We start from the raw sequence: 14,198 nt of genomic DNA on the forward strand, positions 1-14,198 counted from the left end.
GGCCAGCTACGGGGCGCCGGCCTGTCGAGTGGTATAAGTGTTGAGGCGGACGCCGAAGCTGATGATAAGGTCCGCCGAATCGATGATTTCGCGGGTAACCGGTCCGGCCAGCCCGCCCGCAATACCCAGGTCGAACGGATCGCCACGGAACAGGTCCTTCGCCTTGAGACTCGTCGTCCTGGGCGCACCGATGCGCTCCGCCAGCCGCAGCAGGGAGGTACGCGCGGAGATGGGCCCGTGTCCGGCGAGCATGACAGTTTTTCGCGCTGCGGTGATCAGATCCACGGCCCGCCGGATCGCCGTCGGGTCCGGGTGAATCCTCTGCGAGGCCGGTAGGTCCAGCGGAACATCGCGGTACTCGATGTCCTGCCACGTGTCGTCCGACGGAATGTTGAACACGACGGGACGGCGTTCGACGATGGCCCGCCCGATGGCCACCGCCAGGTCCGCTAGCGCGCTCTCAGGTGTCCGCGCCTGCTCGAACCCTGCGCCGGTGGGCAGCACAACGTCACGCTGCGGGATGTCCTGGAGGTTAGTTCGGCTGCCGGTGGCCCCTTCACCAAGCCGGTGAGCGTGTTGGTGAGGGCGGGACCGTGCGTAACCGTGACCACACCCAGCCCACCGGTCCGGCTGGGGTATCCGAACCGCATGAACATGGCGCCCGCCTCGTGCGCGGCGCCGAGGTAGTCGCCCCCGTCGAAGACAAAGCTCTGGACGCAGAACATGTTCGGCGTCGCCGATCAGCCCGAACATCGCCTGTACGTCGCGGCTTGCCAGGCACATGCATGCGCCGCATGCAGCTTCATCCTAGGTACCCCGCAGACGGCCTGGGTTCGAGCCATCGCATAACGGCTGGCGTCGACGGCCTCGGATACGAACGCCTCCGGCAACCAGCTCGCATGGTTGTCCATGGCAGGAACGCGAGCCTGCGTCCAAACGTTCACACCAGAGACATGCCTCACGGTCTGTCACCGAAATTGCCTGGACTACCCCTCGTCGACGTCGTCCCACCGATCAGCCATGCAGGTGGCGTCTATCCCGACAAGCGGATCGTCACATCCACACAGCACGCAGCCGAGTACCCGATAGGCGAGGACAACAACAATCACACGCACCAGGCCGGCGTAGATGGCGAGGTGTCCGGGGCTGGCGAACGTGCTGCCGTCGCCGACGTCGAGTCGGATCCCAGTCCCTCAGCGAGGATTGAGCGGCGGATAGCCGACGAGACGTGCGGCCTCGGCGACGACGCCGAGCCGCACGTCAACTCTGTCCGCTGTAGATTATCGGACCGGCCGGCGCCTCAGGCGGGGTCGGCCGTCGTCCTCTCGCCCACGGCCGTCGGCGTGAACCGCACCGGCAGGCTGAGCGGACCGCGCATCATGCCGGTCGGCGTCCAGGAGAGTCCCGGCAGGTCGGCTGCCGGGCGCAGGTCGGGGAACCGCCGCAACAGTGAACCGATCGCGATGAACGCCTCCAGTCGGGCGAGCGGGGCGCCGAGACAGTGGTGGATACCGTGCCCGAAGGCGATGTGCCGGGCCGCGGCTCGCTCCACATCGATCACGTCGGGCTCACCGCCGTTCTGCTGAGGCGCATCGCGGCTCGCGGAGCCGAGTGCGACGGCCACCACGTCGCCGCGCCGGATCTGCCGCCCGCCCAGTTCCAGGTCCTCGGCGACGTACCGGTTCGTGGACAGCTCGACCGATGAGTCGTACCGAAGAAACTCCTCCACCGCGGTCGCCATCAGCTCGGGCCGGCCGCGCAGCAGGTCGGCCTGCTCCGGCTGCCGGAACAACCCGATCATGGTGTTGGCCAGCAGATTGACCGTGGTGTCGTGGCCAGCGACGACGAGCAGCACTGCGGTACCGAGCAACTCGGCCTGGGTCAGCTGGCCGTCCTCCTGGTTCTGGACCGCGATCAGCGCGGACAGCAGGTCGTCTCCCGGTTCGGACCGCTTATGTTCGATCAGAGCGGCGAGGTACTGGTTGAGCTTGAGCGCGGCCGCCCGCTGCTCGTCGGACAACCGGCCCAACGTGGCGCTGGTCCAGCTGCGGAAGTCGCGTCGCTCCGGCCCCTCGGGTACACCCAGCAGCTCACAGATGACTGTGATCGGCAGCGGGCCGGTGAACGCCTCGACCAAATCGACCTCGCCCTGTGGTGCCATCGCGTCCAGCAGGTCGTCGGTGATCTGCTGGATACGCGGGCCGAGCTGTTGGATACGGCGCGGGCTGAAGGCGCCGGCCACCAGGCGCCGCAGCCGGGTGTGCGTGGGCGGGTCGGATTCCAACATGTTTCCGCCAAGCCCCACCCCGGGCTTGTTCATGATGAAGCCAACTGCCGCGAGCGCCTTCTCCGCCGGGGTCGAATCCTTCAACAATGCCGGATGGGTCAGCGCGATACGCGCCTCCTCGTAGCTGACCACTACCCACGCTTCGAGGCCGCTGCCGAAGCGGACCCGATGAACCGGTCCCTGTGCGCGGAGCTCGGCATATCGACGGAGAGAGTCCGCCTTGAATTCGGGGGTGATGGTCAGCGCCGGCCGACGCTGATCGACCTCGGTTCCGCTACCGTACGACATACGACGCTTATCTCCCTGGTAGGGCGAATGTTGAGAGAACATTCCCGCCAACAAAGTGACCCTGTTCGAATCGAATTCGTAGGTCTATTTCGTGAACGATGTTTCCGGCGAACCTGGTCGGTGGTTTCAGCTGATAGAAAGCAATATGCAAATGTCCGCCTGTGCCGCACGTGTCGCCGAGCCAGCCAAAACCAGGTGCACTGGCCGGTCACGTGATCTCGGATCGGCCGCCGAGGCACTGCCGTAGCCTAGCGGTTAACAGGACTGTATAGTCCAGACTAGGGTCCCCGGGAAGTGCTGTTGGCCACGGTCGGATGATCGTGGGCGCCAGCAAGCAAGCGCCCGAACGTTCCTCCCGACCTGTTCGGCACCCGAAGTAGGCTGCCGGACTCGGCGGGGCGAGACCAGGCTCACAGCCTGAACGGCGGTGTCTCGAAGTCCTAGATTGGACCAATTGGTCGACAACGTATGTGCTTCCCGTCGTGACCACGGTGTTGATTGCTCCGTGGGCGGCCGTGCCTTCTACCGAGCCTCACCGCGGGTTCCCGTCGCTGAGGTCGCGGCGTGCTGCGGCCTCCGGTCGGCTACCCACTTTCCCAAGCATTCCGGGCGCGCTTCGGCATGCGTGCACAGACCTGCGTCGGCAGGGGTGGGTCCGCCGGTAGCTATTTGATTCCGCCACAGTTTCGTATTTCCGCCGCGTTACTGCCTGTACTTCCTGGGGCAGCGCCGCGCCGTAGCACACAAGGTCACGCGAGTGGCACCTGCTCGCACGCCGAGCACCGAAGTGGAGAGAGCGATCGTGGATTTAAACGACGGGATAGCGGAGACGCGGCTTCCCCAGGGTTCGATGGTGACGACCGACGTCGTGGTCGTCGGCTCGGGCCCCGCGGGAGCAGGAGCCGCGTTGTTCCTGTCCACGCTGGGCATTCCGAACATCATGATCACGAAGTACCGTTGGACCGCCAACACCCCGCGGGCGCACATCACCAACCAGCGCACGATGGAGATCTTCCGTGACCTGGGCATCGAGGATCAAGCGCTCGCCGACGCCACTCCGCACGAGCTGATGGGCGACACGGTCTTCTGCACCTCCATCGCTGGCGAGGAGATCGGACGGATCCTTACCTGGGGGACCCATCCGGCCCGGTTGGCCGACTACCGGCTCGCCTCACCGTGCCTGCCGGCCGATCTTCCCCAGACCTACCTGGAACCAATCCTGGTGCGTAACGCGGCGCAGCGAGGTACCCAGGTCCAGTTCTCCACCGAGTACCTGGGGCACCGGCAAGACTCCGATGGCGTCGACGTCGACGTTCGGGACCGCCTTACCGGCGAGCAGTACACGATCCGGGCCAAGTACCTCATTGGAGCTGACGGCGCCCGCTCCAAGGTCGCCGCCGACCTCGACCTTCCGACGGAGGGTGCGATGGACATCGCCGGCTCGATGAACATCACCTTCAAGGCCGACCTCGCGGCGTACGTCGCGCACCGGCCTTCGGTGCTCTACTGGGTGCTACGTCCCGGTTCGGACATCGGTGGAATCGGAGCCGGGCTGGTGCGGATGGTGCGGCCCTGGAACGAGTGGCTCGTCGTTTGGGGCTACGACATCAACCAGCCTCCCCCGGTCGTCGACGAGGCGGCCGCTGTCCAGATCGTGCGCAATCTGCTGGGTCTGCCGGATATCGACGTGGAGATCACCGGCACGTCGTTGTGGGGCAACAACGAGATGTACGCGACGCACCTGCAGTCGGGGCGCGTGTTCTGTGCCGGAGACGCGGTCCACCGTCACCCGCCGAGCAACGGACTGGGGTCGAACACCTCGATCCAGGACTCCTACAACCTCGCCTGGAAGCTGGCAGCCGTTCTCCGTGGGCAGGCCGCGCCTTCGCTGCTGGACACCTACTCGGTGGAGCGGGCTCCAGTGGCCAGGCAGATCGTTCAGCGCGCGAACAAGTCCAGCCGCGAGTTCGTCCAGTTCTTCGAGGTGCTGGGCCTGCTCGACGCCAAGGATGAGGCCGAGATGGTCGCGCGCATCGAGGAGCGCAAAGCCAACACTCCCGAGGGGGCAGCCAAGCGGGCCGCACTGGTGTCGGCCATGGAGCTGAAGAATTACGAGTTCAATGCCCACGGCGTCGAGCTGGGGCAGTTCTACGAGTCGGATGCGGTAACTTCCGACGGCACTCGCCGGCCGGAGCCGAGCCGGGACTCGGAGCTGTACTACGAGCCGTCCACCGTTCCGGGATCCCGGCTGCCGCATGCTTGGGTGGGTGATGCCCGGCACAAGATTTCCACTCTCGATCTGGCACCGATGACGCAGTTCACGCTGTTGACCGGTATCGCTGGGGAGCCGTGGGTGGCGGCTGCCGACAAGGTCAGCCACGAACTCGGCGTGCCGCTCGAGGCCGTGCTGATCGGCCCTGGGCATCGAGTGACCGACCTGTACTACGACTGGGCACGGCTGCGGGAGATCGACGAGGACGGCGCGCTCCTGGTGCGTCCGGACAAACACATCGGCTGGCGGTCGATTCGGCTGCCCGCCGATCCGCACCGAGCGCTGCACGAGGCGATGTCAGCGATCCTCGGTCGGCCGGTTGCGGCGTGAGAGTCAGCTCACCCAGGAGACGCTGCCGCAGCGGGCGGTGCTTGCGCCTTAGAGACCGGGTGACCGGGTGACCGGGTGAGCGCGAAGCCGCTCAACGTTGATGCGTTGAGCGGCTTCGCGCTCGAGGGCGTTGGCCCAGCGGATTGCTTGACCAGCCGTACGTATAGCCATCGGTCGAATTGATTGCTACCTCGACGATGACCTCGGAGATGGCCGTCAACCGCCACGGCTACATCGCCGTCTTCATCGCTGGCTTCAGCAGTGTCGAGATCGTCGGCACATGCCAACGGCTCGGCAGCCCCCAGGCATCCGTGTGGGACCGCGTTCACCTGTCCAACGTCGATGCGCTCGGCGGCGCCATCGCCTACGACGAGGCCGAGGACCAGATCCTGCCGCATATCCACGTCAGCATCGGCCTCAAAGGAACACAGCGCCGCCGGCAGCCGCTCGCCCTTGACCCGGAGCAGGGGGCCCTGCGTGGTCACAAAAACGGTGGCCTGCAGCGGCTTGGCCTGCGCTTCGGCGGTCGAGCCGGAGGTGGCTGTGACAACCTTCACCGCCCCGCAGGGGCTGGAGAGCTTCCTGACCGACCCGGAGCGGGTCGCTTTGCGGGCCGCGCTCGGCGACGCCGCGCCGGTCAGCCAGGTGCTGCGGGTCCACGACGTCTGACGTTGGGATGTGGGGACGGGTGACCCGGCCGGGTGACCCGTCCCCACACTCACCGACAGGGCCATCGCCACCTGGCAGCAGCCTGTGCAAGCGGTCTCGTCCCGCGCGATGTACCTCCGGGGCGTCGCATCATGCGGCCGAGTTACACCGTCGGGTAGACCTGGAGTCGATGGTGTGCGGTGTCCGCCACCAGCACGTCCCCGTCTGGCAAGGCGCAAAGCCCACCCGGCCGCCCCATGAGCTGTTCCCCGGCTGGATCTGCGGCTGCGTCGCGGCGTTGGGCGATGGTGTCGAACTCGGCGAGCCGCTCCCGCCCCCACGGTGACAGATGCGCCGACCCGTACCACACCCCGATGCGCCGCAGCCGTTGATCGAAGCGATGGAGGCAACGGTGCCCCCAGTCGGAGACAACGAATCCGCCGTCGGGCATGGGGAGCACTGCGCTTGGCCGCAGGAACGGCTCGCCTCCAGGCGAACCGAGTGCCTGTCGGCACGTTCCCTGAGGGTCGAGGACCTGGATTCGGTCGTTGCCCCAGTCGGCTACCCAGAGGTGCCCCTCGCTATCGCCGTTCACCATCCACGGCCGACGGAATTGGCCCGGCCCCAGGCCGGTCGAGCCAACGACGGCGATCGGCGCGCCGTCCCAGGTGAGTCGCTGCAGCCGGTCGTTACCCGCGTCGGCAACCCAGATGCCATCCGGGTCAGCGGCGATACCGGCGGGGTGATCGAACAGGCCAGGCGCCGTCCCGGGACCGCCGATGCGGCTGATGAACCGTCCGTCGCTGCCGAACACCGTCACGGTGTGGCTGTGTTCGTCGGTCACGGCGATCCGACCTGTCCCGTCGGTGGCCAGCGCCACCGGGGCCATCAGCTGGCCGGTCTCGGAGCCATGCCCTGCGAACTCCGCGACCACGTCGGCATCAGGGTCGGGTCGATCCAACACGCTGACACGCACGGCGCGGCCGTGCGGCGAACTCCAGGAGGTTGAGCGGTTGAGCACCAGCAGGTGTCCCGTTGCCTCGTCGAGGCAGGCGTCAACCGGGTGAGCGAACCCCCGAGACTTGTTGCCCCATACGCCGATACTGAGTGCTGCGGTCATCACGCCACCGTCCGATCCAGCCGTAGGCTTCCCAACGCCTTGCCGAGCACCGCCGCAGCGTCGACGTTCAGGAACCGCTGAAGGATCGCGGTATACACCTCGCGCAGGTCCAACGATGGGCGCAGGTCACCGTCGATGCTGTCCTCGCGGCGCAGGCTGGGCATGTCACCGTAAATGCCGCCGGCCACACCGTTGCCGACCAGGAACGCGACTCCAGCTCCGCCGTGGTCGGTCCCGCCGCGGGACTCGGCGATACGGCGTCCGAACTCGGAATGGATCAAGATCAGAGTACGATCCAGTGGATCGCGCTGTGCCAGGTCATCGAGGAACACAGTGACGGCCTCGCTCAGATCGGCCAGCAGCCTGTGCTGCGTGGCGAACTGGTTCTCGTGCGTGTCGTAGCCGTCATGGGTGGTGTGAAAGATCTGCGCCCCCACACCGGCAGTGGCGATCCGCGCGATGATCTCCAGGCGCGCGGCGATGGGATTGAACGGCGGATACTGCACATCGGTCTCGCCGCGATCGGGAACCGCGTCGAAGGACCGGATCCCACGTATCGCCGATACCCCGACCTGTTGCGCCGAGCCCCACGGATTGGGGAGCGCCCGGCCCTGGTACAAGCTGGCCGCAAGTGCGGCCAGATCGGCATGAGCGACACCCCCAGCGCCGCCGCCGCGGCGGTCGGCCGGCGAAAGCAGGCCGTATCCTCCGATCGACTCCAGCGACGCCGCCATGACGCCAGGGGCGGCCAAGGCCAGCGGCATCGACCGGCCGATGTTGGTCAGTAGCACCGGGTTGTCGTGCTGCGGGTCCAACACCGACGCGACTCGGCCCAGCCACCCGTCACTGCGGACCTGGTGCGGTTCGGCGGTGTGCCACACGTCCAGGGATCGGAAGTGCGACCGGTCCCGCTCCGGGTAGCCCACGCCCAGCAGCACGGCCAGTCTGCCCTGCTCGTACAGGTCGCGGAATCCGGTAAGGGCGCCATGCAGGCCTAGCGAGTCGTTGATCGGCAGCACGCCCGACCCACCCGGCACGTCCTCGCGGCCCGGACGACGCAGTGTCGGCAGCTCAGAATCCGGCTGCAGGGCGAGGGTCGGGCGGACTGCGATGTAGTGCGGATCCGTGAAAGGCACGACGGTGTTCAGGGCGTCGTTGCCGCCGGCAAGGTGTATCACTACGAAACTGGAGGACATGGCCTTCCTTTCAGCAGTACTGGAACTCGGGCACTGCGACGGCAAGGGTCATGGCCCGACCGCTGGCGGGTCCCCCGTCGTCGCCGAGGCGCCCGATGGCCCGCGCCAACGAGTCCCGCGACTGCTCCGACACGTCATCAAGGTCAAGCGCCGACAGGCAGGCGTCCAACACGGGAAGCCCGGTCTGCTCGGCGCGGCTCGCCAGCAACGCTGACGCGCCGACCAGGCGGGCGGCGAAGTTGATCCGCTCCAGCAGGTTGGCGCCCTGGAGCCACGCCTCGCCACTGGCCCAGCCGGCAACGTTGGGTGGCGTCAGCAGGCGTTGCCCCATGAGGGCGGCCGCGTCGACGAGCTCACCGAGCCGGTGGTCGGGAACTGACCAGGACTGTGCGGTCCGGGCCAGTCCCACCACAAGCTCGACCGGCGACTTCACTTGTACGCGGCGTACTGCCGGGTCGAGAAAGCGGCGGCTGGTGAAGAGGGTGCGCAGCACCGCGCGAATGTCGCCACCGGTCAGGGTGAACGTGTCCGCCATGGCAGCGACGGTCTCAGGGTGCGGGCTCTGCTCGGAGAAGAAGAGGTACAGCCGGGTTGCGATGTATCGGGCTGTAGCAGGCTGCGCCATGATCGCCGCAACGACGTCGTGGCCGTTGGCGACATCTCGGCCCAGCATTTGTTGCGGGCTTCCGTGGTGGCGCTGCGCGTCGTAGTGGAACCACATCGGGCGAGCCCCGAGGTGGAACGCCGACGGCCCGGGACGGACCGACCACCCGGTGAAGGCCAGGGCGCTGGCGTGCACATCCTGTTCGTCATAGCTGCCGCGCCCCATCGAGAACAACTCGAGGAGCTCCCGGCCGAAGTTCTCATTGACCCGGTCGGCCGCACTGAGCTGGTTGTCCAGCCACACCAACATCGCGGGGTCGAGTGACAGCCGGACCAGCAGGTCCGCGAAACTGCCCAGGCCGTGTCGGCGGAACATCGCGAACTGGGCTGCCTGATCGACGCCGGCGTTGCCGTCCTTGAACGCGGTGGCGAACAGCCCGTGCCAGAACAGCGCGACCTTTTCCCTCAGGGGGTGTCCGCTGGTGATCAGTTGCCACATGACCTCGGGAGCGGCCATCGCGGCCTCGATCGGCAATTCGGTCGCAGGGAGATGCCGGTGCACGAGGTACTGCTCGTCATCGGCGGGCGGAGGTGGGCTCAGCAGCCGTTCGACGGTGGCCCGGTAGCCGAGCAGCTCCGCCTGGTCCAGCTCGGCGTCGGTCGGCGTGAAACCCGCCCTCCGCAGCAGATGGGCCAGCTCCGCCCGCGGTTTCCCAGCGGCAGCGCGATGCGCATGCGTCTGCGTCACTGCACCTCCCGCGCGGCGTTCGGGTCGTGCAGCCACTTGGCCATCAGCTCAAGTCCCTCGATCCCGGCCTGCGCGGGGGAGAACATCCGGTCGGGCAGCACCAGGATCCGGTCCTTCGCGATGGCGGGAACACTGGCGAGTGCCGGATTCTTCAGGAATCCGTTGGTGAGCTTGTCGAGACCGACCCCACCGGAATCCAGCGTCACGATATGGGTCGGTGCCGCCTTGACGAGCTGTTCCGGATCCAGATAACCACTGCTGTCGAAGCCTGCGTCCTCGATCGCGTTCGCTGCTCCTGCGAGCGTCACCAGGTCATGGTTGATGGTCCCCGGTCCGGTCGCGTACGGGCCGTTGTCGAGCCACATGGAGATGAACACGACCCGTGGCTTCACCGTGCTCCCGGCAACGGCCTCCCTGACGGCATCCAACCGGCCACGCAGTTGACCGACCAGTTCGGTCGCCTTCTGCTCGGCGCCGAGCGCTTCACCGATCAGCGAGATGTCTGCCAACGCGTCAGTGGTGACGCTCGGGAAGTGGCTCAACACGAGGGTGGGCACGCCGGCCTGCTGCAGCACCTTGAGCGCGTCGCGCTCGGTGTCGTGAGCCAACGTGATGAGCACGAGGTCCGGGTTGAGCGCGAGAATCTGTTCCGGATCATTCGCTACCGTTCCGACGGTGTGCCCCACCTGGCGCGCTTCAGCGGCGAACGGACTGTGCCGGTCTTCGGTGGACCACTCGGGGACGCCGATCAGCCGATCCGGGCCGACGAGGGAGAGCGCGATCTCCGCGGCGTTGGTTGACGCCGCGACGATGCGCTCGGGGCGGGATTTGATGGTGACGTCCCCCAGGTCCGTTTTGATCGTCCTGGGGTAGCCGTCGGCGGCCGCGGGGTGCTGGTCCTCACTCGCGCCGGCGCCCGCGCAGGCCATCAGCGCTGACGTCATGATCAGCGCCGCGACCAGCGCCAGAGCGCGGCGTACGGCGGTTGGTGCTCTCATGTCATTCCTTTTGAGGTAGTTACTAGGACTTGTTGTTCGGGGTCGGGATGTGACGCAGCGCCGTCACGGTCTGCGCGCCGGTGTCGGGACTGGGGCGCACAACGCTGTGCACGTGGTATGCGTCGCGCAGCAGGTCCGCGTCCAAGACCTTCTCCGGTGGCCCGTCGGCGCTGACGCGGCCGTCGACGAGCAGGACCAGCCGGTCGCACATCCGCGCCGCCAGGTCGAGGTCATGGACCACGACGATGACCGCGAGCTGCTCGGCGGCCAGGTCCCGGACGAGCTCCAGGACCCGGAGTTGGTGGCTCAGGTCGAGTGCGGACGTCGGTTCGTCGAGCAGCAGAGCGCGGGGCTGCTGCACGAGTGCCCGCGCGATCGCCACGAGCTGGCGTTCGCCGCCGGACAGGGTCGTCACGTTCCGGGACGCGAATGCGGAGATGCCGACCTTCTCCAGTGCCGCTGTCGCGTGGGCAGCATCCGCGGCGCCCTCCGCCTGGAAGCGCCCCAGGTGGGCGTGCCTGCCCAACAGGACGTAGTCACGGACGCTGAAGTCGAACTGCATGACCGGGTGCTGCTCGACAAGTGCCAGCTGCCGCGCCAGCAACCTGGGCCGCGCGCGGGCGACGTCCACTCCCGCGATCGTGATCTCGCCCTCGTCGGGGATGACCACGCCCGCGATCGCGCGCAGCAGCGTGGACTTGCCGGCGCCGTTGGGCCCGATGATGCCCACGACCTCCCCGGCGGAGGCTGCGACATCGACCGCGTGGAGGATGCGGGTGGCGCCCTGACGCAGTCCCACATTGCTGGCGTTGACGATCATCGAAGACCGCCCGTGGTCCCGCGCCGCCGCAGCACCAGGGCCAGGAAGACCGGCGCCCCGAACAGGGCAGTGACGATGCCCACCTGCAGGCTGGTGGGGCTGAAGGCGATGCGCGCGATCAGGTCGGCCAGGACCAGGAACGCCGCGCCTCCGAGCGCGCTGGCGGGCAACAGGATCCGGTTGTCCGGACCGATCACGAGGCGCAACGCGTGCGGGACAACGAGCCCCACGAAGCCGATGACCCCGCTGACGGCCACCGCCGCACCGGTCAACAGCGAAGTAAGCCCGAGGATCACCACCCGTTGGCGGGCCACGTCGAGCCCGGCCGCACGGGCACCGTCGTCACCGAGCAACAGGACGTTCAGGTCTCGTCCGAACACGGTCAGCAACAGGCAACCTGCCACCACCGGTGCTGCGGCCAACTGGACGTGCTGCCACGTTCTGGCACCGAGCCCGCCTTGCAGCCAGAAAACGATGCCGCGCAACTCCTCGTCGTTCGCCGCCGTCGCCACCATGATCGAGATGAGCGCGCCGAAGAAGGCGCTGACCGCGATGCCGACCAGCAGGAGTGTCACGGGGCCCCGGTTGCGGCGCAGGGCGGCAACCATGAAGACGAAACCCATCGCGGCGACGGCACCGACGAATGCTGTAGCCGGCAGCATCCAGGGGGTGAGCGCCGTCCAGCCGAAGTAGATCGCCGCGACGGCGCCGAGCGCAGCGCCGGAGGAGACTCCGATGACGCCCGGCTCCGCCAGTGGATTCCGGAAGACCGCCTGCATGGTTGCCCCCGCGATGCCCAACGCGGCACCCACCAACGCGCCGACGAGCACCCGCGGCAACCGGATGTAGTTGATCACGGTGGCGTGCTGCCCACCGGCTTCGTCGCCCGGAAGAGGCAGTCCGAGGTCGTCGGCCAAGGCAGTGACCACCTCGAGCGGGGGAATCCGGACCGGCCCCAACGCCACACCGGCGACGACAGCGACTGCCAGCCCGCAGGCCAGCACACCGCACACCACGAGGAGCCGGAGGACGAACCGTCGGGGCATTGTCGCTTCAGCCCCGGAAGTCGCCGGCTCTCGGCCGCGTACCGGAGCGCTCTCCAGCCGGAGGATCGGCCGGATCTCGGCTGCCCTCGCCATCAGAGTTCGACCCGAGTGGCGCGCAGATCGCGTACGGCGGTTTCGGTGCTGTGACGGCCGATCGTCCGCATGCCCTCGACGGGCATCGCTGTTCGGACGTGCCCGCCGAACGCGGACATCCGGTGCCGCCGCCTCTGCGTTCTGGGGGACGACCGGCGCGCAGGCCGTAGTCGAGTTCGGAAGACGGACTTGCCGAACGTGGGTTCACGTGTGGTGACCCGGTGGTGCCTTGACATGCTCTCGCCTTAATCGGAAACGGTAATCATTTTCGAATAACGTAGCGATAGCGCCTGGCCAGCGCAAGTCGTGCTCGACCCGGTCAGGCGCCGGATAGCGGGCGGCGGCGAGCTACCAGCGTGCCCAGCAGGAGTCGTTCGTTGTCCGTGATCGTCCGTTGGGCCTCGCGCTCCAGGTGCGTCAGGCGCACATCGTTGTCGGCGCTAGGTGTTAGAGCGGCTCGGCGGGAGGTGAACCACCTGGCCGAACGCATCAGCGGCCAACGCAAGCAACGCCGATCCAGGTGGCGGCGCCTCGAACCCGGCCGGCAGGCGCTGCTCGCTTTGGGCCATCTGCGCAATGGCGACACCTACACCCGACTTGCGGCCGGCGTCGAGATCGGCGTCGCCGCCGCCTGGCGCGCCGTGGGTATGGTCCAGCTGCCGGAACATCGCCAGCGCGGTCTTCGCCGAATGAAGATCCTCATCGTCAACCCGGTTATGGTGTGTCCTGCCGACCCTGCAAGGATCAACCGTCGCCCATGTGCTGGTGGTGCGTCGCGGTGAGTTGACCGATGAGGCGTGGGTGGTGATCTTGCCGCTGCTGCGGAGCCGGGTGGTACACGAGGGCGGTGGCGGGATCACCGTCAGGTCATCAACGGGATTTGTGGACGCCGCGTACGGGTGCGCCGTGGTGTGACCTGCCGGAACGTCTGGCCAGCCTTCACCTGGTCGTCGTCAGGGTCGGGTAGCCCGCACTGGAGCCGACCGGCTGCCTAAATCCGCCGGTTGCTTGCAGCCTCGGGGCGTCGCGGCGGCTACTCGTACGGATCAGCGGGGGCAGTCACCTCGCGCCACGAGTCGACCTGGACGTACGGGATTTCTTCGTCGTTGATCGGGTCGCGTCAGCGGTGGCGGCGAGCACGATGGGGTTGATCGCTGGGGCGGCGAGCAGGAAGGCGAGTGCGGCGGCCGGGGTGACGCCGCTGCGGATCAGGGAGCCTGCGATCGGCACGGCGCCGCATTCGCAGCCTGGGAGTACGACGCCGGCGACGCTGGCCACGGGAACGGCGAGGGCAGGATGCCGGGGGAGGGCGCGAGCCCAGAAGGACCGCGGTACGAACACCGCAATCGCTGCGGAGAGGAGCACGCCGAAGACCAGGAAGGGTACAGCCTGCACCATCACGGAGACGAACACCGTCGTCCACGTCGCGAGGGCCGGTGCGGCGAGCAGGTCCGTCAGTTGTTGACTCATTACGAGCAGGAGGAGCAGCAGGACGGTGAGGATCTCCAGGGAGCCGATCCGGTTGCCAATCAATGATCGGGCTGCGCTGAGGCGGTCCGCCAGGGCATGCGGCTGGTCCTCAGCCGACAGCGAGGCGTCCGTCTCTTTCTCACCGGGTGGGGCGATGCGCTCGGGTGCGGCCAACGCCGGCTCCCTTCTCTTCCTGATCGCTCAAGCGGGGCTCTGCAGCTGTCATGGCAGGGGCTCGGGCGGGCTGCGCGCTGAACCCGCGTATCCAAGCTCGGCGCT

The 14,198-nt window shown here is 67.5% G+C and carries 12 protein-coding genes and 3 pseudogenes; 4 read left to right on the top strand and 11 right to left on the bottom strand.

Features of this window, described 5'->3' with window-relative positions; translation table 11 throughout:
- Window positions 1–6: 6 nt before the first annotated feature.
- The 3 genes from D7147_RS04860 to D7147_RS04870 form a co-directional block, all read right to left on the bottom strand.
- A complete protein-coding gene (locus tag D7147_RS04860) occupies window positions 7–504 on the bottom strand; it encodes a hypothetical protein (protein ID WP_158609281.1) in 498 nt (165 codons plus the stop codon).
- Window positions 450–725, bottom strand: a complete 276-nt coding sequence (locus D7147_RS33630) for a thiamine pyrophosphate-binding protein (protein WP_120674088.1) — start codon at window positions 723–725, stop codon at window positions 450–452. Before D7147_RS33630 ends, D7147_RS04860 begins: the two co-directional genes overlap by 55 nt.
- Before the next feature lie 575 nt (window positions 726–1,300).
- Complete coding sequence (locus D7147_RS04870) at window positions 1,301–2,617, bottom strand: cytochrome P450 family protein (RefSeq protein ID WP_233563010.1); 1,317 nt, start codon at window positions 2,615–2,617, stop codon at window positions 1,301–1,303.
- Window positions 2,618–3,428: 811 nt separating this feature from the next.
- Between D7147_RS04870 and D7147_RS04875 the strand changes: the two genes are divergently transcribed.
- A complete protein-coding gene (locus tag D7147_RS04875) occupies window positions 3,429–5,177 on the top strand; it encodes an FAD-dependent oxidoreductase (protein ID WP_456083612.1) in 1,749 nt (582 codons plus the stop codon).
- Window positions 5,178–5,185: 8 nt separating this feature from the next.
- On the opposite strand, the gene D7147_RS33635 is transcribed toward D7147_RS04875, so the two are convergent.
- The gene (locus D7147_RS33635; protein ID WP_158609282.1) at window positions 5,186–5,734 is read right to left on the bottom strand and encodes a hypothetical protein; all 549 of its coding nucleotides are present in this window, start codon (window positions 5,732–5,734) and stop codon (window positions 5,186–5,188) included.
- On the opposite strand from D7147_RS33635, the gene D7147_RS33335 reads away from it, so the two are divergent.
- Entirely contained in the window at window positions 5,721–5,846 is a 126-nt protein-coding gene (locus tag D7147_RS33335; RefSeq protein WP_267900751.1) for a hypothetical protein, read from the top strand. The two genes, D7147_RS33635 and D7147_RS33335, sit on opposite strands and share 14 nt — an antisense overlap.
- A gap of 142 nt (window positions 5,847–5,988) precedes the next feature.
- On the opposite strand, the gene D7147_RS04885 is transcribed toward D7147_RS33335, so the two are convergent.
- The 6 genes from D7147_RS04885 to D7147_RS04910 are packed head-to-tail and all read right to left on the bottom strand — an operon-like array spanning window position 5,989 to window position 12,314.
- Window positions 5,989–6,945: an NHL repeat-containing protein gene (locus D7147_RS04885; protein WP_147437340.1), complete on the bottom strand. Its 957-nt coding sequence runs from the start codon at window positions 6,943–6,945 to the stop codon at window positions 5,989–5,991.
- The gene (locus tag D7147_RS04890) at window positions 6,945–8,141 is read right to left on the bottom strand and encodes a DUF1501 domain-containing protein (protein WP_120674094.1); all 1,197 of its coding nucleotides are present in this window, start codon (window positions 8,139–8,141) and stop codon (window positions 6,945–6,947) included. Before D7147_RS04890 ends, D7147_RS04885 begins: the two co-directional genes overlap by 1 nt.
- 10 nt (window positions 8,142–8,151) lie before the next feature.
- Entirely contained in the window at window positions 8,152–9,492 is a 1,341-nt protein-coding gene (locus tag D7147_RS04895; protein WP_158609283.1) for a DUF1800 domain-containing protein, read from the bottom strand.
- A complete protein-coding gene (locus D7147_RS04900) occupies window positions 9,489–10,490 on the bottom strand; it encodes an ABC transporter substrate-binding protein (RefSeq protein ID WP_120674101.1) in 1,002 nt (333 codons plus the stop codon). The genes D7147_RS04895 and D7147_RS04900 overlap by 4 nt, the downstream gene beginning before the upstream one ends.
- Window positions 10,491–10,512: 22 nt before the next feature.
- On the bottom strand, window positions 10,513–11,310 hold the full coding sequence (locus tag D7147_RS04905; RefSeq protein ID WP_120674103.1) for a heme ABC transporter ATP-binding protein: 798 nt from the start codon (window positions 11,308–11,310) through the stop codon (window positions 10,513–10,515).
- Window positions 11,307–12,314 (bottom strand): FecCD family ABC transporter permease, encoded by a 1,008-nt coding sequence (locus tag D7147_RS04910; RefSeq protein ID WP_199734077.1) that lies wholly within the window; start codon window positions 12,312–12,314, stop codon window positions 11,307–11,309. Before D7147_RS04910 ends, D7147_RS04905 begins: the two co-directional genes overlap by 4 nt.
- 566 nt (window positions 12,315–12,880) lie before the next feature.
- Between D7147_RS04910 and D7147_RS04915 the strand changes: the two are divergent.
- Window positions 12,881–13,093 (top strand): annotated as a pseudogene (locus tag D7147_RS04915) (IS5/IS1182 family transposase); the annotation flags it as partial.
- A gap of 124 nt (window positions 13,094–13,217) precedes the next feature.
- Window positions 13,218–13,377 (top strand): annotated as a pseudogene (locus D7147_RS33640) (transposase); the annotation flags it as partial.
- 188 nt (window positions 13,378–13,565) lie between these two features.
- On the opposite strand, the pseudogene D7147_RS04920 reads toward D7147_RS33640, so the two are convergent.
- A pseudogene (locus D7147_RS04920) lies at window positions 13,566–14,012 on the bottom strand (permease); the annotation flags it as partial.
- Window positions 14,013–14,198: the final 186 nt, after the last annotated feature.

The sequence above is a fragment of the Micromonospora musae genome, from assembly GCF_003626545.1.
Taxonomy (GTDB): Bacteria; Actinomycetota; Actinomycetes; order Mycobacteriales; family Micromonosporaceae; genus Micromonospora; species Micromonospora musae.

Bases quoted from the DNA above. Each gene is read 5' to 3' on its own strand.
- D7147_RS33630 (WP_120674088.1), bottom strand. From the start codon at position 725: ATGTTCTGCGTCCAGAGCTTTGTCTTCGACGGGGGCGACTACCTCGGC.
- D7147_RS04870 (WP_233563010.1), bottom strand. From the start codon at position 2,617: ATGTTCTCTCAACATTCGCCCTACCAGGGAGATAAGCGTCGTATGTCG.
- D7147_RS04885 (WP_147437340.1), bottom strand. From the start codon at position 6,945: ATGACCGCAGCACTCAGTATCGGCGTATGGGGCAACAAGTCTCGGGGG.
- D7147_RS04890 (WP_120674094.1), bottom strand. From the start codon at position 8,141: ATGTCCTCCAGTTTCGTAGTGATACACCTTGCCGGCGGCAACGACGCC.
- D7147_RS04900 (WP_120674101.1), bottom strand. From the start codon at position 10,490: ATGAGAGCACCAACCGCCGTACGCCGCGCTCTGGCGCTGGTCGCGGCG.
- D7147_RS04905 (WP_120674103.1), bottom strand. From the start codon at position 11,310: ATGATCGTCAACGCCAGCAATGTGGGACTGCGTCAGGGCGCCACCCGC.